Here is a 19,305-nt window from a genome sequence, read left to right as displayed (position 1 = left end):
CTTGATTCTTTGCGGGTCAGACCACTTGCGAAGCAATGTGCTCTGACCCCAACTACTGAAACCTTGTGGGTCAGACCACTCGCAAAGCGACGTGCTCTGACCCCAGCCATTTAAACCCGCGCCGTCTGGTAGTAGTGCTTGTTGTGCTCGCTCAACGCGTAGCCACCGCCCTTTTCAGGCTTGGGCCGGGGCAGCGTGGCAGCCGCTTCAGGCACCGCCTTGAGCGACGGCAAAACACTCACGGCCGCAACCAGCGCGCCGGCCGTGCCGGCACCGGCAAACAGGGTGCGACGCGACAGCTTGGAGGGGGATGAAGGCATGAAAAGTCTCCTGATTGAAATACGTGTGATCGCAACGACTGGCTTTGACAGCGCCAAATTTAACAACAAGCGCACTTTCATTCAAGCGGGTAAACCCACACGCTGGCCCTGCGCGTCAGGGAACACGCGCTTTACAGACATCGGCCGGTCGCGTTGCTTGAAAAACTCGCCCGCACCTTAGCAGATTGCATGCCACTTCTGCGCAAGAACTTGATGAAACACATTAAGTGATATTTTTCAGGGACAGATGTCGAGTCTGTTTGATCGGCGCCCATGCATGACGTCAAGCTGTCACAGCTTTTGCGACAAATTGTCAAAATACCAGGGCTGGTGTCCAGCTATGCAGCCATCGCTTTCACCACGACAATGACCTGCAAACAGCTCGATAAATATTTATACCCGACTAATTTACTCAGGCCTATGGCTAAAATTCTGTCACCTCATGACCACGATTTCCCCGCTCACACCGCCTGACGCCGCGCCTGCAAGTCACCCCGATGGCTGGCCGGACTGGTCTATTCTGGTCGTTGACGATGAGCCCGGCATGCGCAATTTTTTGCTCAAAAGCCTGGCGCCACGTTGCCACCGCGTACAGGTGGCTGGCAGCGCCGAAGAAGGCGCGCAATACCTGCAGCAACAGCATGTGGACCTGATCATTCTGGACATTTCGCTACCCGGGCAGAGTGGTGTGGCCTGGCTGCAATCCCTGCGCGAACAGGGTTTTCGGGGCTATGTGATTCTCATTACCGCCTTTGCCGACCTGGAAACCGCCATTGAAGCGCTGCGCGCCGGCGCCTCCGATTTCATCCTCAAGCCCTTTCGGGTACCGCAGATGCTGAACGCCATCAAGCACTGCTTTGAATGCGCCCGATTGGCGCGGGAAAACTTTGTACTCCGGCACACGCTGTCCCGGCAGATCGACACCAGCACCGGGCTGATCGGGCAGTCAAGTTTCATGCAGGCACTGCGCGAGTCACTGGCACGGGTGGCCATGGTCGACAGCACGGTGCTGCTGCAAGGCGAATCGGGCACCGGCCAGGAAATGGTGGCGCGCGCCCTGCACCAGATGAGCCCGCGCCAGCGCGGTTCGTTTGTGCCGGTCAACTGCGCCAGCATGTCGCCCGAACTCATGGAGGGCAGCCTGTTTGGTTACGCCAAAAGCGCCGTCAAAGGGGCCAAGCACGCGCGTGACGGCCTGTTTTATTACGCCCAAGGTGGCACTTTGTTTCTGGATGAAGTGGCCGAACTGCCGCTGGCTGTCCAGGCGGCGTTGTTGCGTGCGTTGGAAGACCTGCACATTCGTCCGGTCGGCAGCAGCCAACTGGTGCCGGTGAACGTGCGCATCATGGCCGCCAGCAACCGCAACCTCAAAGATGAAGTCGCCGCCGGGCGTTTTCGCAAGGACCTGTATTACCGGCTGCAGGTGGTCGACATCACCATGGCACCGCTGCGCGAGCGCAGGCGGGATGTGGCCGAGTTGGTCGCCCACTTCAATGCCCAACTGGCGCAGCGCATGGCTGTCGCGCCGCTGAACATCAGCCCGGCGCAAATGGACTATTTGATGCAATATGACTGGCCGGGCAATGCCCGCGAGTTGCGCAACCTGATTGAGCGCTCGCTGATTCTGGGCGAGCTCAATGTGTCGGCTCTTTATGACGCCACCGTGCGCCATCCGCTGGCCAGCCAGAGCGCCACAACCAACCTGCAAAGCCTCGAAAAACAGCACATCCATTCAGTGCTCGACAGCGTGCAGGGAGACAAGACCCGCGCGGCAGAATTGCTCGGCATTTCAAAGCGTACGCTGGAGCGCCGCTGCGCCGAATGGGCCAGCGCTTGAGCGCACAGGGGTTGCGGCTGCGCTGGCAGCACCTGCCGGTGCGCCACAAGCTGATGGTTTTGTCCTTGCTGCCGCTTTTGGTGGTGCTTCCCTTGCTTGTGGCGGCGTTGGTGTTATGGGGCAGCTCGGCCTATGACCGCCTGCTGATCACCAAGGTGCGCAGCGACCTGGCGGTGGCGCACGGCTACTTCGGCCGGGTACTGGCGGAAGTGGGTACCGGCACCCAGGCACTGGCCAACGCGCACACGCTGCACTTGGCACTGGCGGCGCAGCAGCCCGAGGCATTGCAACGGGAACTGGCACAAGCCCGGCAGCGACTGGGTTTTGATTTCGTGAATTTGTACACGCTCGACGGGCAACTGCACAGTGCCAGTTGGCAAGATCCGGCCAGCGCGACGCTCAATGCGGCGCCAGCCATGGCGCAGCTCGACCTGACCGATGCCGGCCAGCCCGCCAGCGTCAACGCCCAACTGCAGTTGCTCAGCCAGGCCAAGGTACTGGCATTGGCGCCGCATCTGGCACCCCGCCTGAGCATCACGCTGATCCCGACGCAGGGCGCGGTGCCCAGCAACCGCAGCCAGGAAGACCAGGCACTGGTGATGCTGGCCAGCCATGCGGTCACTGACGCACAAGGTCAGCCTCTGGCTTGGTTGCGTGCTGGCGTGCTGCTGAACCAGAACCTGGCCCTGATCGACCACATCAACCACATCGTCTACCCCGAGGGCTCCCTGCCGCTGGGCAGCGTCGGCACCGCCACGCTGTTCCTGGACGACGTGCGCATCACCACCAATGTGCGCCTGTTTCAGGACCAGCGCGCCATCGGCACCCGCGTGTCACAGGCCGTGCGCGAGGCGGTGCTGGTGCGGGGCGAGACCTGGCTGGACCGGGCCTTTGTGGTCAATGACTGGTATGTCTCGGCCTACGAACCGCTGCTGAATGGTCAGGGCGCACGTGTCGGCATGCTCTACGTGGGTTACCTGGAAACGCCGTTTCGCCAGACCAAATACGGCATATTGGCCATCATTGTCGGGATCTTTGCGGTCGCCATGGTGCTGGCCGCCTGGCTGTCGCTGCGCTGGGCACGCAGCATTTTTCAGCCGCTGGAGCGCATGAGTCACACCATGCAACAGGTGCAGGACGGCGACGTTGCGGCGCGTGTGGGGCCCTTGCCACAGCAGGACGAACTCGGTGCACTGGCCAGCCATCTGGACCAATTGCTGACGGCCGTGGATGACAAAACCCGAACCCTGCAGCATTGGGCGCAGGAGTTGGATGCCAAGGTGACCGAGCGCACCCGCGACCTGGCAGCAAGCCACGAGTCGCTGAAATTGACACAAGCGCAGCTGGTGAAATCGGAAAAGCTGGCGGCCATCGGCCAACTGACCGCCAGTGTGGCGCACGAAATCAACAACCCCATTGCGGTGATGCAGGGCAACCTGGACTTGGTGCGCGAAACACTGGGTTCGCAGGCACTGCCGATTGGCCCCGAACTCAAGCTGATGGACCAGCAAATCGAGCGCATGCGCCTGATCGTGACCCAATTGCTGCAATACGCCCGCCCCAACGATTACGCCGGTTACGTCGAGGCCGTGGACGTCAACGATGCCCTGGCGAGTTCGCTGGTGCTGGTGGAGCACTTGCTGAACCGCACCCACATCAAGGTGCAGCGCCAGTGGCAGGCCAGCCGGCCGGTTCACATCAACCGCCAGGAGTTGCAGCAGGTGCTGATCAACCTGCTGATCAACGCCATCCAGGCCATGCCCGAGGGCGGCGAGTTGCTGCTGCGCACCAGCGACCAAACCGACGCCCAAGGCTTGGCGGGTGTGCGAATTGAAGTGTGCGACACCGGCGCAGGCCTGAGCCCGGCCAACCTGGAGCAGCTTTTCAGCCCCTTCTACACCACCAAAAACGACGGCAACGGCCTGGGTCTGTGGATCAGCGTGGGGCTGGTGGAGCGCTACGGCGGCAGCATCCGCGCCGGCAACCGCCGCGACCAGGGCGAGGATTTGCCGGGAGCCGTCTTTACGGTGGACTTGCTCTAGGCTTCGAAAAACAAAACGCCCGGCAAGCACTGCCCTATACTTTGCGGATGAACCAAATCGTACATTTGCCCTTGAAAGAGACGCAGAACAACAACCCGGTCAAAGCCAAAGTCGCGGCGCGGACACCCACTCGCACCAATGACCCCGAGCGCACCATGGCGGGTATCCTGGAAGTGGCCACCGTCGAATTTGCCGAAAAAGGCCTGGACGGCGCGCGCATCGATGAAATTGCGGCGGCCACCAAAACCAGCAAGCGCATGATTTATTACTACTTCAGCAGCAAGGAAGGCTTGTACCGTGCCGTGCTGGAGGACATGTACCGACGCATGCGCGCCATCGAGTCAGGCTTGCACCTGGCCGACTTGCCACCCGTGGAAGCGCTGCAAAAGCTGGTTGGTTTTACCTTTGACCATCACCACAGTAACGAGAACTTCATTCGTCTGGTCATGTCTGAAAACATGCAGCGCGGTGCCTATCTGTCGCAAAGCAAAAGTATCCAGGACCTCAATGTGCCGGCCATTGCGGCGATCCGGGAGTTGTACGAACGGGGTGTGGCGTCCGGCGTGTTTCGCCCCGGTCTCGACCCGGTCGATATTCACGCGTCGATTTCCGCACTGACGTTTTTCAATGTGTCCAACAAGCACACTTTTGGCCTGATCTTCAAGCAGGATCCAGCGGCGACCGACGCCGTCATGACCCGGCGCAACAACGTCATTGACATGGTGCTGCGCTACCTGCGCGCCTGATGTCTTTGCGTTAATTCCCTCCTCCGAGTATTTTTTTCACATCCTAGGGTAAACCCCGATTTTCAAAAACTAACTGGTTAGTACATTAGAGTATCGGGATTTCATGGAGACAACAATGGTTCAAAAATTGATCGGTCGCTACTGCCAATTGCTGACGGTGATCATCGTCATCTGTCTGGGGCTGATGGTGTTGATGGTGTTTGGCAATGTGGTGATGCGCTACGCCTTCAACTCGGGCATTGCGGTGTCCGAGGAGTTGTCCCGCTGGTTGTTCCTTTGGCTGATCTTCCTGGGCGCCAGCGTGGCGGTGCATGAGCAGGCCCACATGGGCAGCGACATGGTGGTTGAGCTGCTGCCGCCCAAGCTCCAAAAAGTGGCCGTGGTGGTGGGTCAGTTGTTGATGCTCTGGGTCACCTGGCTGATTTTCACGGGTAGCCTGGCACAAACCAGGATCAATTGGGAGGTGCTGGCGCCGGTGACCGAATACTCCATGGCCTGGGTCTACAGCACCGGCGTGGTGTTTGCCGTCTCCACCGGGCTCATGTTGCTCAGCGACCTGTGGTTCACGCTGCGCGGTCAGCTCACCCCGGTACAGATCCGCAAAGCGCAACACGCCGCCGAGCAGGCGCAGTTTGAAGCCGATGCGCGTGCTGTTGAACAGCAAAACGGCAAGTCGTCCACCCCCCTTTGATCCGGAGCCCTTCATGACCATTGCGATTTTTCTGGCCGCCTTGATTGGCGCGGTGGCGCTCGGTATCCCGATTGCTTATTCGTTGCTGCTGGCCGGGGTGGCCCTGATGGTGCACCTGGGCAATTTTGACGCGCAAATTCTGGCGCAAAACGTGTTGGAGGGCGCCAACAGCTTCCCGCTGCTGGCCGTGCCGTTCTTCATGCTGGCCGGTGAAATCATGAACGCGGGCGGTTTGTCGCGGCGCATTGTCGACCTGGCCATCGCGCTGGTCGGCCATGTGCGCGGCGGCCTCGGTTATGTGACCATCATCGCGGCCTGCCTGATGGCCTCGCTGTCGGGCTCGGCGGTGGCGGACACGGCTGCGCTGACCGCCTTGTTGCTGCCCATGATGGTGCGAGCCGGCCACCAGAAGGCCCGCTCGGGCGGCCTGATTGCCTCGGCTGGCATCATTGCCCCCATCATCCCGCCGTCAATCCCGTTCGTGATTTTCGGTGTGACCGCCAACGTGTCCATCGGCAAGCTGTTTCTGGCGGGCATTGTTCCCGGTCTCATGATGGGGATTGCCTGCGCCATTGCCTGGTGGATGACCGCACGCACCGAGGCCGTGGTGACGCCACCCAAGGCGACCGGTGCCACCCTGATGAAAGCCTTTCGGGACTCCACCTGGGCGCTGGTGTTACCGCTCATCGTATTGGTGGGCCTGAAGTTTGGTGTCTTCACACCGACCGAAGCCGCTGTGGTGGCGGCGGTCTATGCCTTCTTTGTGGCCACCGTGGTGTACCGCGAGCTGAGCTTGAAGCAGTTGTACGAGGTGTTCGCGGCCTCGGCCAAAACCACCTCAATCATCATGTTCATGGTGGCGGCTGCCGCAGTCAGTGCCTGGTTGATTGCCGTGGCCGACCTGCCAAGCCAACTCATCAGCATCCTGGAGCCCTTCATGCAAAGCCCGACCACCTTGCTGTGCATCCTGATGCTGGTGCTGCTGCTGGTCGGCATGGTGATGGACTTGACCCCGACCATTTTGATTCTGGCGCCGGTGATGGTGCCGGTGGTCAAGGCTGCAGGCATTGACCCGGTGTACTTTGGTGTGCTGTTTGTGATGGTGGGTGTCATTGGCCTGGTGACGCCACCGGTCGGCACCGTGCTGAATGTGGTGGCCGGTGTCGGCAAGATGAAGATGGACCAGGTGGCGCGCGGCGTGATGCCGTTCCTGATCGCCGACGTGATTGTGCTGTTCCTGCTGGTGATGTTCCCGGCTCTGGTGCTGGCACCACTGGACTTCTTTTACAAATGATTTTTCGGGTTGTTGCGGTGCTGGGCACGCCGCCGCTGCAACCCTTTCAACGGCGTCCCGATTGCACTGTAGATGGAGACACACATGAAACGACTCGTACTCAAATCCCTCGTCGCCGCCGTGGCCCTGGCCGCTTTTGGCATGGCCTCCGCGCAGGACATCAAGGAGCGCACCTTCAAATTCGCCACCAACGGCGCGGGCGAGCACCCCTCGGTGGCCGGCATGAAAAAGTTCTCGGAACTGGTGGCGGCCAAGTCGGGGGGCAAGATGCAAGTCAAGATGTTCGTCGGCGGCATTCTGGGCAGTGACCAGGCCAATATTTCGGCCATCCAGGGCGGCACGCTGGAAATGGCCGTCATGAACACCGGCATCCTGGCCAGCGTGGCCAAGGAACTGGCCATTTTTGACTTTCCGTTCCTGTTCGCCAACAACAAGGAATCTGACGCGCTGGTGGACGGCCCGGTCGGCAAGAAGCTGCATCAAAAACTGGAAGCCAAGGGCTTGGTCGGCTTGTCCTACTGGGAACTCGGTTACCGTCAGATCAGCAACAGCAAGCGCCCCCTGGTCAAGGTGGAAGACATTGAAGGCCTGAAGCTACGCGTGATCCCGAACCCCATCAACGTAGCCTGGGTCAAGGCGCTGGGCGCCAACCCGACACCCCTTCCCTTCCCCGAGGTGTACAGCGCGCTAGAGCAAAAAGCCATTGACGGTCAGGAAAACCCGGTGTCGGTGATTGCCACCAGCAAGTTCTGGGAAGTGCAGAAGTTCATGACCATGACCAACCACCAGTACAACCCGCAGTCGGTGATCTTCAGCAAAAAAATCTGGGACAGTCTGAGCCCCGCCGAGCGCAAGATCCTGGACGACTCGGCCGACGAAGCCACCAAACACCAGCGTGAGCAGGCGCGTGCCGCCGTGGCCGTCAACCTGGAGCTGCTGAAGAAAGGCGGCATGACCGTGTCGGAATTTCCCCCGGCTGAAGTGACCAAGCTGCGCGACAAGATGAAGCCGGTGATTGCCCAGTTCAGCGCCAACGTGGGTGACGAAACCGTGGCAGAAGTGCAGGCCGAATTGGCCAAAATGCGCAAGTAAGCGTGTTGTGACCAGCGTCCCGTCGGGCGCTGGTCATGCGAGTTCCCGAACCAGGAGCAGGCGTAATGACTGCAAAGGCTGCAAAAAATGATCATTGACGGCAACACCGAACTCATCGCGCACATCGGATTTCCGACCTTCGCGTTCAAGGCACCCAAAATTTACAACCCCTGGTTCGACTCGGTAGGCATCAACGCCATCGTCGTGCCCATGGGTTGTCAGGCAGCCGACTACCCGGAGTTTTTGCGTGCGCTCTTCAAACTGAGCAACATCCGCGGCGCCCTGATCACCATGCCGCACAAGGTGACCACCGTGGGCCTGCTCGACGAGGTGTTGCCCACGGCGGCCATTGCCGGCTCCTGCAACGCGGTGCGGCGCCTGCCCGATGGCCGCTTGCAGGGCGACATGTTTGACGGCGAAGGCTTTGTGCGCGGCCTCAAACGCAAGGGTTTCGACCCCAAAGGCCGCCGCGCTCTGGTGGTGGGTGCCGGTGGTGTCGGTTGCGCCATTGCCGCCTCACTGGCTGCGGCTGGCGTGCTGGAGATGGATTTGTTCGATGTGAACCTTGAAGCCGCTGCCGGCCTGGCCCAGCGCCTGCTGCAGCACTACCCCAACATGACGGTGCGCACCGGCAGCAAAGACGCCGCTGGCTGTGAGTTGCTGGTCAACGCCACACCGATGGGCATGAACGACGGCGACCCACTGCCGGTCGACATGACGCGGGTCGACCCGTCCACCTTTGTCGGCGAAGTGGTCATGAAAACCGACATGACGGCCTTTTTGAAAGCCGCGCAAGCGCGCGGTTGCCGCATCCAGATCGGCTCAGACATGCTGTTCGAGCAGATTCCGGCTTACCTCGAATTTTTTGGCTACCCCAGCACCACGCCCGAAGAACTGCGTGCCGTGGCACATGGCTAAACGAATTGAAAGAATAAACATGACAAGCACCCCAGATGTCCTGATTTCTGAAGTCGGTCCGCGCGACGGCTTGCAGTCGGTCAAGGCGACCATGCCCACCGCCGACAAATTCAAATGGATCGACGCGCTGGTGGCGGCCGGACTGCGCGAGATCGAGGTCTGCTCCTTCGTGCCCGCCAAACTGCTGCCGCAAATGGCCGATGCCGCTGAAGTGGTCCAACACGCCCTGCAATACCCCGGCGTGACGGTGATGGCGCTGGTGCCGAATTTGCGAGGTGCCGAAGCGGCTTTGCGGTCGGGCGTGCACAAGCTCACCATTCCATGCTCGGCCAGCGAAGCCCATTCCCTGGCCAATGTACGCAAAAGCCGCAAGGACATGGTCGAAGAAGTGCGCGCCATCGTGCGCCTGCGCGACGCCATCGCCCCGGGCGTGAAGATCGAAGCCGGTTTGTCGACCGCCTTTGGCTGCACCATCCAGGGCGAAGTGACCGATGACGACGTGGTCTGGATGGCTGAACAAGTCGTGGCAGCCGGCATCGACGAGGCCGGCTTGTCCGACACCACCGGCATGGCCAACCCGGCCCAGGTGCGCCGCCTCTTTAACAAGGTGCGTGCCGCCATCGGTGACAAGACCGGTGCTGCCCACATGCACAACACGCGCGGCCTGGGCCTGGCCAATTGCCTGGCGGCCTATGACGTGGGCGTGCGCACGTTTGATGCGTCGCTGGGCGGCCTGGGTGGCTGCCCCTATGCGCCAGGGGCGTCGGGCAACGTGGTCACCGAAGACCTGGTCTTCATGTTCGAGGCCATGGGCGTCCACACCGGCGTCGACATCGAGAAACTCATCGCCGCACGCGAGCCCCTGATGGCCGGCCTGCCGGGTGAGCCGGTCTATGGCATGACGCCGCTGGCCGGACTGCCGAAGAACTGGAAGTGATCGTCATCGCGAGCAAAGCGTGGCGATCCATGTATTCAGAAGTCATGGATTGCCGCGTCGCTAACGCTCCTCGCAATGACGCGTAGTTGCACCGGCGCCCTCGCCGCGATGGATTAAGGTGAAATAGCCCCATGTTCCTGCGCATCATCAGCATCGTCTTCCCGATCTTCATCATCGTGATGATCGGCTTCGCCTATGGGCGCAAGCACCGGCCTGACATGCAGGTCGCCAACAGCCTCAATATCTCGGTTTTTTTGCCCGCGCTGTTCTTCTCGGCGCTGGCGGGCAAGTCCTTCAATCTGGCCGACAACCTGCCCCTCGCCCTGGGCTGTGCCGTGGTGGTGATGGGGTCAGGCGTGCTGACCTGGGTCGTGGCCCGGCTGCTTGGCATCGACCCCAAAACCCTGGTGCCACCGTCCATGTTCAACAATGTCGGCAACATGGGCCTGCCCTTGCTGCTGCTGACCTTTGGTGAACAAACGCTGGGTGCAGCGGTGATGCTGATGCTGGTGGTGACCGTGTTGCAGTTCACCGTGGGCATCTGGCTGCTGAGCGGGCGTTTCAATGCGTCGATGCTCTGGCGCAAACCTTTGCTGGCCGCAGCAGGGGTCGGGATTTTTGTCAGCCTAAGTGGCTTGACGGTGTGGCCACCGCTGATGGTGGCAACCAAGCTGCTGGGCGACATTGCCCTGGGTCTGATGATTTTTTCTCTTGGCGTACGCCTGTCCAGCGCCCACTTGGGTGCCTGGCGCATTGGCATGGTGGGCGCCTGTGTCACCCCGCTCACGGGCATGCTGGTGGCTTGGGCCTTTGGCCTGATGGCGAACTTGAGCCTGCTGGAGCAGGATATGCTGTTTGTGTTTGGCGCGCTACCGCCAGCCGTGTCCAGTTTTATCTTTGCCGAACGCTACCGGCAGGAACCCGACAAGGTGGCCAGCATTGTCATCATGGGCAATGCGCTGGCGCTTTTTTTCATCCCCCTGGCGCTCGCGCTGCGCCTGTAACCGGAGCCTCTCTCCATGGATTTACCAGTTCACCAGCTGTCGATGACGGTGCTGATGACCCCCGACACCGCCAATTTCTCAGGCAACGTGCATGGCGGCACCATCCTGAAATTGCTGGACCAGGTGGCTTTTGCCTGCGCCAGCCGCTACGCCGGGCGCTATGTGGTCACGCTCAGTGTCGATCAGGTGATGTTTCGCCAGCCGATCCATGTCGGTGAGCTGGTCACGTTTTTGTCGTCGGTGAACCACACCGGTTCGTCGTCGATGGAGATCGGCATCAAGGTGATCGCCGAAAACATCCAGAACCGTGTGGTGCGCCACGTCAACAGTTGCTTCTTCACCATGGTGGCGGTCGACAACGACAAAAAGCCGGCCCAGGTGACGCCGCTGCAACCCACCACGCCTGACGAGCTGCGCCGCCATGCCGCCGCTGAACTGCGCAAGCAAATGCGCCGCGAGATGGAGCAACGTTTTGCCGCCACCCGAACCAACCCATGATCGACTGCCACGTCCACGTCTTTGACCCGGACCGCTTCCCCTACGCCGCCGACACCTGGTATCGCCCTGCGGGTGGCGAGACCGGCACGGCGGCCCAACTGGGGCATGTGCTCGATGCCCACGGGGTGCACCATGCCTTGCTCGTCGGCCCCAACTCGGGCTACGGCCTGGACAACCGCTGTCTGCTGGATGCGCTGGCCCGGGGCATGGGCCGTTACAAGGGCGTGGCCGTGGTGCGCAACGATGCCAGCCGTGCCGAGCTGCAGGACCTGCAGGCCGCCGGTGTGGTGGGCGTGGCCATGAATGTGGCCTTGCTCGGTGTGGATTTCTACCGCGACACCGAACCACTGCTGCAGCGCCTGCGCGAACTGGGCCTGTGGGCGCAGGTGCAGGTGCAGGCCGACGACCTGGTGGCCTTGAAACCGATGTTGCAGGACAGCGGCGTCAAATTACTGTTCGACCACTGTGGCCGCCCCACGCCTCAGGCGGGTAGGGGTCAGGCCGGCTTTGCGGCCTTGCTGTCCCTGGCAGACACGGGAAGAGCCTGCGTCAAGCTATCCAGCTTGGTGAAATGTTCTGCCCTGCCCTATCCTTACCCGGATGCGTGGCCCTATGTGCAGGCGCTGCTGCAGGCCTACACACCACAGGCACTGGTGTGGGCCTCGGACTGGCCGTTTCTGCGGGCACCGGCACGCATCGACTACGGCCCGCTGCTGGCGCTGTTTGCACAGCTGGTTCCCAGTGGGGCAGATCGCCAGGCCATTGGGGACGACACCCCCCAGCGCTTGTTTGGGTTTGGTGCGTAGTGCCGTGGTTGTTCGCTGTGTCGCTGAAACTCATCTCGAATCCGGTGCTGGGCGCACTTTGAAAGACTGTAATGGCTTCTCGTATCAACTGATCAGCCAGATCAAGCCGCTCAAGCTGAAAAACGACGCCACCGTGGTCACCAGCAGCGCAGCTGCACCAAAGTCTTCCTTGCCGTAGTTTTGCGCCAGGATCGGGTAGATGCTCATCATCGGCACCGCGGCCAGCAGCACAGCGGCCAGACGCAGTTGGGGCTCCAATGCGGCCAAGCCAAGCCATGGCAAGGCCAGGGCCGCAGCCAACACCGCCAGCGGGTGCAGTATCAGCTTGCCAAACGCAATCGGCATGCTCTGCCGCCCCATGCCGCCCAGCGGCAAGCCCACCAGCGTGCCGCCAATCACAAACAGGGACAAGCCGGCACTCGACAACGCAAACAGGTTGACCGCGCGCAGAACCGGTTCGGGCAGTTGCCAGCGCATGACCGACACCAGCAAGCCGGCCGCCAGCGCGATGATGATCGGGTTGACGGCCAGCCGCTTGAAGGATTGCCCGACCACCACCGTCCAATGGCCGGCTTCGCCGCGGCTGCGTTCGGCGAGTGCCAGCAGCAAGGGGATCACCAGCACGTTTTCAACCAGCATGTTGAGCGCCAGCGCCACCGCAGCCACCGGGGCCACTATGAGCAGCAAAATCGGGTAACCGACAAAGCTGCTGTTGGAGCAGGTCATGCCCATCGCAGCCACCACGCTGTCGGTGGCGCTGAGGCCGCTGCGCTTGCCCCAGAGCAAGCACAGTCCCAGCAGTGCCAGCGTGCCGGCCAAATAGGCCAGCGCGTAGCTGAAGTTCAGAATCTCGCCGATCTGGCGTTGTGACAAGGCGTTGAACAACATGGCGGGCAAGGCCAGTTTGATGACAAACTGGCCAAACACGCGCATGTCGGGCCGTGTGAACAGGCCGCCGCGGGTAGTCGCATACCCAAGCGCAATGGCCATGTAGATGGGGCCGGTGATGGCCAGGATCTGGATCACTGTGGCCGACGCAAGGCCTTGATCTGACTGCGGGTCCACTCGGCAGCAAGTTTCAACAGGTCATTGGAAAAACGCGCTTTATCCTCTTTGGCATGGAGACTGGTGCGCACGGCCTCCAGGTTGGTTCGCATGCGTTGGGTGTCGGCTTGCAGGCCGGCCACCAATTGGGCCACGGCACAGGTGATGCTCTGGCTTGCGGCCAGCAGCGCAGGCCATTGCACCAGCTGGGTTTGCCAATTGCCCGGCGCGTTGGCATGTTGTTGCGACAAGCTGGCCAGCAACACGGCCACCTGTTGCGGCACCCGCTGCGCGGCCACTTGCGCCACCATACACAGCAGGCTGGTCGCGACGGGCGGTACCGGTTTGGCACCGGGTACGGCTGCAATGGTGGTGTTGACTTGCGTTAATTCGCCCAGCTCAAACTGTGCCATGTAGGCGATCTCCAAAGCAATTTTTCCCAGGTTTCCCGTCAACAGCCCCAAAGCGCACGCCAGTGCCACAGTGTCATCGTTCGCGTCATTGCCAGCAAAGGCGGGGGCGTTAAGCTGCAAATCGGTGGCCATCAGGGACATCACTTGAGGTCCTTTGCCCTGCATGTCGGCCAGCGTTGTCACAGAACTCCCCAAGTGCAGACGCAAGGCCTGGTCTGCCGCCGCTTGCAGTTGCTGTTGACTGCGCACCAAGGGTGCCGCCCATTGGCTGCAGGTGAGCCCGAAGCTGGTGATGCTGGCGGCATGCAAAGGGCTGCGTGCCACCATGGCGTCACTTTTGTGGCGCAGTGCCAGCGTCAACAGCAGGTCGATGGTTTTATCAAGGTCCGCCTGAATCAGTTTGAGCACATCACGTATGAGCAGCACCAGGGCGGTGTCCACCAGTTCCTGGTCGCTACAGCCAAAGTGCACCCAGGTCACCGCCTCAGGGTTGAACAGTGCTACTGTTTCGCGCAGGCTGGCCACCAGCGGCGTGGCAAGACAACGGGCACTGGCGCTTTCGCGCACCAGTTTGGGCACATCAAACAGTTCAACCTTGCAGGTACCCATGATTGACATGGCCGTGCCTTGCGGCAGCAAGCCAGCACCGGATTGTGCACGCGCCAGCGCAGCTTCAACGCGCAACATAGCCTCGATCACGGCGCGGTCAGCCAAGGCCTCGGAAACCTCCGGTGTGGTTACAAAGCTCTCGAACAGGCTGCTCATGAAACCCTAAGAGAGTTAAACGGCCAGCGACCTGCGCAAGCGTATCTGGTTGGGCAGAGGTACCGAGCGCTGCAACACATCCTGACCCAGCCACAAGGCAGAACCCCTCGCCCTCTGCGCCACATGGTGGGGGGGCATGGCCGCGTAGTCACCATTGAAAGCGGCCAGGTTGTAGTTGCCCCGATAACCCAGGCTGTGCAAACTGGTGACCAGTGCGGCCAGTGCCTCGCGGTACGTGCCGTCGCCGGGGAGCACGCGCAAGGGCTGACCAGAAGGGCCTTCGTGCATCAACAAATCCGTCAATTGCACCAAAAACAAGCTGTCGACATCGAGCATTTCCAGATCAGCCAGCAGGTCGTCTTGCGCCGTGTTACCAGCCAATACATCCTGAGTGTCCAGACTCAGTCCCAGGTTGGGCATATCGGCCTCGCACACCAGGTCCCAGGCCTGCAGATAGGTTTGCACCAGCGCCGCTCCAGCCCAGCCCTGGTAGGCAATCTTGATGTTCAGGGGAATCGCCAACATGGCCAATTGGCGCAGGCCGCGCACCAGGGTTTTGGTGTCGTCGGTGGCGGCTGTCAAACGCGAGGCTGGCAACACCAACAGCGGGCAACGCAGCGCCTGGCACAAGCGCAGCGTGGCTTGGGCCAAGTCCAGTTTAAAAGCGTGTAGAGAGCCGGTCTGGCCCTCAAAATCACAGACGGCCTGAAAGCCGATGACGGCCAGGCCGCTGGCTTGCACGCTGGCCACGGCGGCCTCCACGCCGTCAGGGTGACCCACCAGGTCTTCGGCACAGAGTGTGATCTGTGAAAAACCGGCCTCGCGCACGGCGCTCAGTTTGGCGCTCAATGTTCCCGCCAGCGAGCGGCTGTCCATGCTGAAATCGTTCATGTTGGCGCTGTTCATGTCAGTCAGCCGCGCACATCATGAACAATCTCAAAGCTGACACTGCCCAGCCAGGTTTTGCTGAGGGCGCCGCGCGCACTGGTTTGCACACTGGGCGAGGAGACAAACTCGACGCCGCGCCGGCTCAGCTCGGACACCGTGGCCAGCACGTCGGCGCTGCCCAGTCCCATGCGGTGCAGGCCTTCATCGTCCTCCACATCCAGCACGCCGGCTTCGGGCTCAATCAACTGAATGTAAAAACGCGACTCCGGCGGGCAGGGACTGCGCAAAATGCGACCTTTGGGCAGGATGCCAAAGCGTTGTTCAGGTGCCAGCGCGCTGAAACCCAACAGCTCACGGTAAAACTCGGTCCAGTCCTCCGAGCGGTCATTGCCGATGTATTGCACGATGCCAAAAAAATGCAGCCCGGCGGTGGCCGGCGGATGCTGGTCAACGCCCGGAATGGGTGTGAAATCGACGTCGTAGATCGAGAACTGCTGGTGCCGGTCGACAAAATAAATGCGGCTGGTGCCCACCCCGTGAATGGCCGGAATGTTGAGCTCCATCACCTCCACATGGGTCGGCACGCCCCAGGCGCCCCGCTCCAGCGCGCGGTGGTAGGCCGCGGCGGCATCGCGCACGCGCAGGGCCATGGCCGATATGAGCGGCTTGTCGCTCAGCGGCGAACCCTTGGCGTGGGCGTTGACGATGATGTTGAGGCCACCCTGGCGGTACAGCAGCACCTCGCGCGAGCGGTGCCGGGCGACCGGTTTGAAACCCATGGTTTCCAGCACCTGGCCCAGCGCTTGTGGCTTGGCGGTGGCGAACTCGATGAACTCGATGCCTTCCAGACCCAGCGGGTTGTCGCCTTCGACGATGTGCTCGCGGTCGCTGCCGGGTGTGATCAGGGTGGCTGCCGTCATGTGGTGCTCCTCAAAAATGAATCACAGCCATTATGCCGATGTGCGGCCCCTCAAACGCTGCCACCAGGCGGTTTGACTCACGATCGTGAATGTCAGCGCGGCCAGGATGATGGCCGACAAAGGCGAGCTGAAAAACTCACCGGCAAACTGGCCCACGTTGCCCTCGGCCGAGATCATGGCCTGGCGGTAGGACGAGTCCATCAGCGGGCCCAGAATCATGCCCAGAATGATGGGGCCGACCTGAAAGCCATACATCTTGAAAACGTAACCCACCACACCAAAGCCCAGCATCCAGTACACGTCAGCGGGGTTGTTGTTGATGGCATAAGCGCCCACTGCCGACAACATCAGAATGAGTGGCAACAACAGCGGCTTGGGCGTTTCCACGATCTTGGCAAAAATCTTGATGCCGGTCAGGCCAAACACCAACAGGAAACAATTGGCCAGCGTCAGGGCGCCCACCTGGAACCAGAACAAGTGCGGGGTTTCCATCATCAGCATGGGGCCAGGCTTGAGGCCGTGGATGTACATGGCCCCAATGATCACGGCGGTGACCGCATCGCCCGGAATGCCCAGCGTCATCATCGGAATGTATGCGCCGGGCACCGCCGCATTGTTGGCCGACTCAGGCGCCACCAGGCCTTCATAAGCGCCTTCACCAAAGGGGCGTGAAGGATTCTTGACGGTGCGCTTGGCATGGTCATAAGCCATCAGCGCGGCAATGTCGCCACCCGCACCAGGCAGGGCACCCACCACCACGCCAATGCCCGAGGTGCGGGTCGCCAGTGGCAAATATTTTTTAAGCAAGCTCCATGACGGCAATATTTTGGAAACATTCTGTTTGACGGCTTTAAGGTGCATTTCGTGCAACTGCACCAGCACTTCGGCCACGCCGAAGAAGCCGATCATGGCGGCGACATACGAAATGCCAGCCGTCAACTGCAAGCTGCCAAAAGTAAAGCGGGGCTCGGCCGTCATCGGGTCCAGGCCGACCGATCCAATCAACACCCCAAACGCACCCGCAAAGATGCCTTTGGCGAGTGAACCACCGGACAAGCTACCCACCAGCAAAATGCCCCAGATGGCCAGCATTAAATAATCACGGGGCGCAAATTTGAGCGCCAATGTCGCTACCGCGGGCGCTGCAATGGCAAGAACCAAAATGCCTACAAAGCCGCCGAAGACCGAAACAATAGTGGTTAAACCAATGGCCGTTCCAGCCTCACCCCGTTTGGCCAGCGGATAACCGTCCAGCCCGGAGGCAATGGCCGAAGGTGCACCGGGAATGTTGAGCAAAATGGCACTGCGTGATCCACCATAAACGCCACCCAGATAAATACCGGCAATCACCGCCAGCGCCGAATTGATGTCCCATTTGAAAGTGAACGAGATCAGGATCGACACCGCCATGGTGACCGACAAACCGGGAATGGCGCCAATGTAAATACCGGCAAAGGTGCCGGCCGCAATCAGGCCCAGCAAGCTGGGGTCGACCCAGGACATGAAAAAATAACCCAGCGCTTCATTCATTTGACCAGCCCCGCAAGCAGCGTGCCCGCGGGCAGCACCACTGAAAAAATCGTCTTGAACACCAGATAGACCAGCGCCAGGCTCAAGGCGCTTACCCAGATATTGAGCACCCATTTGCGGCTGCCCAGCAGCCGCATGGAAATCACCAGAAACAAGTAGGACGAGATGACAAAACCCAGACGTTCCAGCATGAACATGTAAGCCGCAATGGCCAGCACAAACTGCACCAGCATGCCCGGTGTCAACTGGCGCACAAACTGGCGCCAGGCCGATTCGCCATCGGCACCCGGCAGCGGTGTCAACCTGACGGTTTCAGTTGCTGCCTTCAAACCTGAAAGCAACATCACCACCGCCGCAAACATGGGAAACGCCCCGGCCGAAGTGAACGATTCGAACTTCGAGATACTGTAGGCCTGCCACAGCATGAACAAGCTGAAGACGATCAGCAGCATGGAAAAAACCAACTCACCCGGGAGTCGGCGACGGCTTGTGTGCATGGTGTCTCCTGTTGTCGTTATCTGGCCCGGCCGGGCAGGCGCGCTGCCTGCCCGGTGTCACAGACTCAAGGCTTGGCAATGCCCAGGCTCGCCGGATCAACCTTGGCGACGCCAACTTCCTGATAGGTCCAGGAGGTCACCGACTGCCATTTCTTCAGGAAGGCGTCGGCCTCGGCACCGGAGATGTTCATCATCACGTTGCCTCGGTCTTTCATGAAAGCAGCGAACTTGGGGTCGTTGGCGGCGGTCTTGAAGGCGCTGACCAGTTTGGCTTTTGCCGCATCAGGCACGTCTTTTTTCACAAAGACGCCGTAGAACGGGCCCCAGGGCAGGTATTTGGCGATGCCGGGCAGGTCGTTGGTAATGGGCGGCACGCCTTCGAAGGGCTCGGCACTGATGGCAGCCAGGGCCTTGAGACGACCGGCCTTGATGTGCTCGGCTGCGGCGCCGACACCGACAAACATGAAGTCCACGTGGCCACCCAGCAGTGCAGTCACACCAGGGCCGTCACCGGCAAAGGGCACGGAAGTGGTCGGGAACTTGGCCACGGTCGAGATCATGGAGCTCACTGTGAACGGCAGGCCGCCGGTTCCGGTGGCGCCCTGTTTGATCTTGCCGGGGTTGGCCTGCACGTCATTCAACAAGTCCTTGAACGTCTTCCAAGGTTTATCAACCGTGGTCACCACATACACGTTGCCGCGGCCAATGATGTTGACCGGGTAAAACTTGGAATAGTCCAGGTCGCTGATGCCCAGGATGGGGTGAATCTGTGGATTCTCGGCGCCAATCAGCAGCGTGTAGCCATCCGAGGCTTGCTGGTTGACAAAGTTGGTGGCAATGGCACCGACACCACCGGCCTTGTTTTGCAGCACGATTTTCTTGCCCAGGGCTTCTTCAGCCAGCGGCACCAGCGAGCGCGCCACCACGTCCGTGGCACCGCCTGCGCCCCACTGGATGATGCCGGAGAGTTCACGGTCGGGGAAAGTTTGGGCGTTGCCCAGGGTTGAGATGAAGGCCAGGGCAGCAGCACCCAGCAATTGACGGCGAACATTCATGGGGAGTC

Annotated in this window: 19 protein-coding genes; 11 read left to right on the top strand and 8 right to left on the bottom strand. The window is 60.9% G+C overall.

Annotated features, from left to right (window positions below; all coding sequences use genetic code 11):
• Positions 1-110: 110 nt before the first annotated feature.
• Positions 111-320 carry a formate dehydrogenase gene (locus tag Q7U49_RS12960; protein ID WP_304764679.1) on the bottom strand — a complete coding sequence of 70 codons (210 nt, stop codon included), beginning with the start codon at positions 318-320 and terminating at the stop codon, positions 111-113.
• Positions 321-762: 442 nt separating this feature from the next.
• Here Q7U49_RS12960 and Q7U49_RS12955 point away from each other — a divergent pair, with 442 nt between their 5' ends.
• The 11 genes from Q7U49_RS12955 (at position 763) to Q7U49_RS12905 (ending at position 12,185) form a co-directional block, all read left to right on the top strand.
• Positions 763-2,157, top strand: coding sequence for a sigma-54 dependent transcriptional regulator (locus Q7U49_RS12955; RefSeq protein ID WP_304764678.1), 1,395 nt, complete (start codon positions 763-765; stop codon positions 2,155-2,157).
• Positions 2,154-4,199, top strand: a complete 2,046-nt coding sequence (locus Q7U49_RS12950; RefSeq protein ID WP_304764677.1) for a cache domain-containing protein — start codon at positions 2,154-2,156, stop codon at positions 4,197-4,199. The genes Q7U49_RS12955 and Q7U49_RS12950 overlap by 4 nt, the downstream gene beginning before the upstream one ends.
• Before the next feature lie 47 nt (positions 4,200-4,246).
• Positions 4,247-4,945: a TetR/AcrR family transcriptional regulator gene (locus Q7U49_RS12945; RefSeq protein ID WP_304764676.1), complete on the top strand. Its 699-nt coding sequence runs from the start codon at positions 4,247-4,249 to the stop codon at positions 4,943-4,945.
• Between the two features lie 115 nt (positions 4,946-5,060).
• Positions 5,061-5,636 (top strand): TRAP transporter small permease, encoded by a 576-nt coding sequence (locus Q7U49_RS12940; RefSeq protein ID WP_304764675.1) that lies wholly within the window; start codon positions 5,061-5,063, stop codon positions 5,634-5,636.
• A gap of 13 nt (positions 5,637-5,649) precedes the next feature.
• A complete protein-coding gene (locus Q7U49_RS12935; RefSeq protein WP_304764674.1) occupies positions 5,650-6,930 on the top strand; it encodes a TRAP transporter large permease subunit in 1,281 nt (426 codons plus the stop codon).
• An 84-nt stretch (positions 6,931-7,014) separates the two neighbouring features.
• Positions 7,015-8,022 carry a TRAP transporter substrate-binding protein gene (locus Q7U49_RS12930; RefSeq protein WP_304764673.1) on the top strand — a complete coding sequence of 336 codons (1,008 nt, stop codon included), beginning with the start codon at positions 7,015-7,017 and terminating at the stop codon, positions 8,020-8,022.
• Between the two features lie 90 nt (positions 8,023-8,112).
• A complete protein-coding gene (locus Q7U49_RS12925; RefSeq protein WP_304764755.1) occupies positions 8,113-8,940 on the top strand; it encodes a shikimate dehydrogenase in 828 nt (275 codons plus the stop codon).
• 19 nt (positions 8,941-8,959) lie between these two features.
• Positions 8,960-9,877, top strand: coding sequence for a hydroxymethylglutaryl-CoA lyase (locus Q7U49_RS12920; RefSeq protein ID WP_304764672.1), 918 nt, complete (start codon positions 8,960-8,962; stop codon positions 9,875-9,877).
• A 131-nt stretch (positions 9,878-10,008) separates the two neighbouring features.
• Positions 10,009-10,881, top strand: a complete 873-nt coding sequence (locus tag Q7U49_RS12915; protein ID WP_304764671.1) for an AEC family transporter — start codon at positions 10,009-10,011, stop codon at positions 10,879-10,881.
• 15 nt (positions 10,882-10,896) lie between these two features.
• Complete coding sequence (locus Q7U49_RS12910; RefSeq protein WP_304764670.1) at positions 10,897-11,379, top strand: acyl-CoA thioesterase; 483 nt, start codon at positions 10,897-10,899, stop codon at positions 11,377-11,379.
• Entirely contained in the window at positions 11,376-12,185 is an 810-nt protein-coding gene (locus Q7U49_RS12905) for an amidohydrolase (protein WP_304764669.1), read from the top strand. Before Q7U49_RS12910 ends, Q7U49_RS12905 begins: the two co-directional genes overlap by 4 nt.
• An 84-nt stretch (positions 12,186-12,269) precedes the next feature.
• Here the strand turns inward: Q7U49_RS12905 and Q7U49_RS12900 are convergent, their stop codons facing one another.
• The 7 genes from Q7U49_RS12900 to Q7U49_RS12870 form a co-directional block, all read right to left on the bottom strand.
• Positions 12,270-13,211 (bottom strand): AEC family transporter, encoded by a 942-nt coding sequence (locus Q7U49_RS12900; protein WP_304764668.1) that lies wholly within the window; start codon positions 13,209-13,211, stop codon positions 12,270-12,272.
• Complete coding sequence (locus Q7U49_RS12895) at positions 13,208-14,407, bottom strand: lyase family protein (protein ID WP_304764667.1); 1,200 nt, start codon at positions 14,405-14,407, stop codon at positions 13,208-13,210. The genes Q7U49_RS12900 and Q7U49_RS12895 overlap by 4 nt, the downstream gene beginning before the upstream one ends.
• A 15-nt stretch (positions 14,408-14,422) precedes the next feature.
• On the bottom strand, positions 14,423-15,298 hold the full coding sequence (locus Q7U49_RS12890; RefSeq protein WP_304764666.1) for a sugar phosphate isomerase/epimerase: 876 nt from the start codon (positions 15,296-15,298) through the stop codon (positions 14,423-14,425).
• Positions 15,299-15,318: 20 nt separating this feature from the next.
• Positions 15,319-16,215: a 4-hydroxyphenylpyruvate dioxygenase gene (locus tag Q7U49_RS12885; RefSeq protein ID WP_304764665.1), complete on the bottom strand. Its 897-nt coding sequence runs from the start codon at positions 16,213-16,215 to the stop codon at positions 15,319-15,321.
• Between the two features lie 30 nt (positions 16,216-16,245).
• Positions 16,246-17,745, bottom strand: a complete 1,500-nt coding sequence (locus tag Q7U49_RS12880; protein WP_304764664.1) for a tripartite tricarboxylate transporter permease — start codon at positions 17,743-17,745, stop codon at positions 16,246-16,248.
• Complete coding sequence (locus Q7U49_RS12875; RefSeq protein ID WP_304764663.1) at positions 17,742-18,242, bottom strand: tripartite tricarboxylate transporter TctB family protein; 501 nt, start codon at positions 18,240-18,242, stop codon at positions 17,742-17,744. The genes Q7U49_RS12880 and Q7U49_RS12875 overlap by 4 nt, the downstream gene beginning before the upstream one ends.
• A gap of 65 nt (positions 18,243-18,307) precedes the next feature.
• Positions 18,308-19,297 carry a tripartite tricarboxylate transporter substrate binding protein gene (locus tag Q7U49_RS12870; RefSeq protein ID WP_304764662.1) on the bottom strand — a complete coding sequence of 330 codons (990 nt, stop codon included), beginning with the start codon at positions 19,295-19,297 and terminating at the stop codon, positions 18,308-18,310.
• Positions 19,298-19,305 lie beyond the last annotated feature (8 nt).

It is taken from the genome of Rhodoferax sp., assembly GCF_030653815.1.
Lineage (GTDB): Bacteria > Pseudomonadota > Gammaproteobacteria > Burkholderiales > Burkholderiaceae_C > Rhodoferax.
The sequence above is the reverse complement of the archived record's forward strand: the minus strand, read 5'-3'. Positions and strand labels throughout refer to the sequence as shown.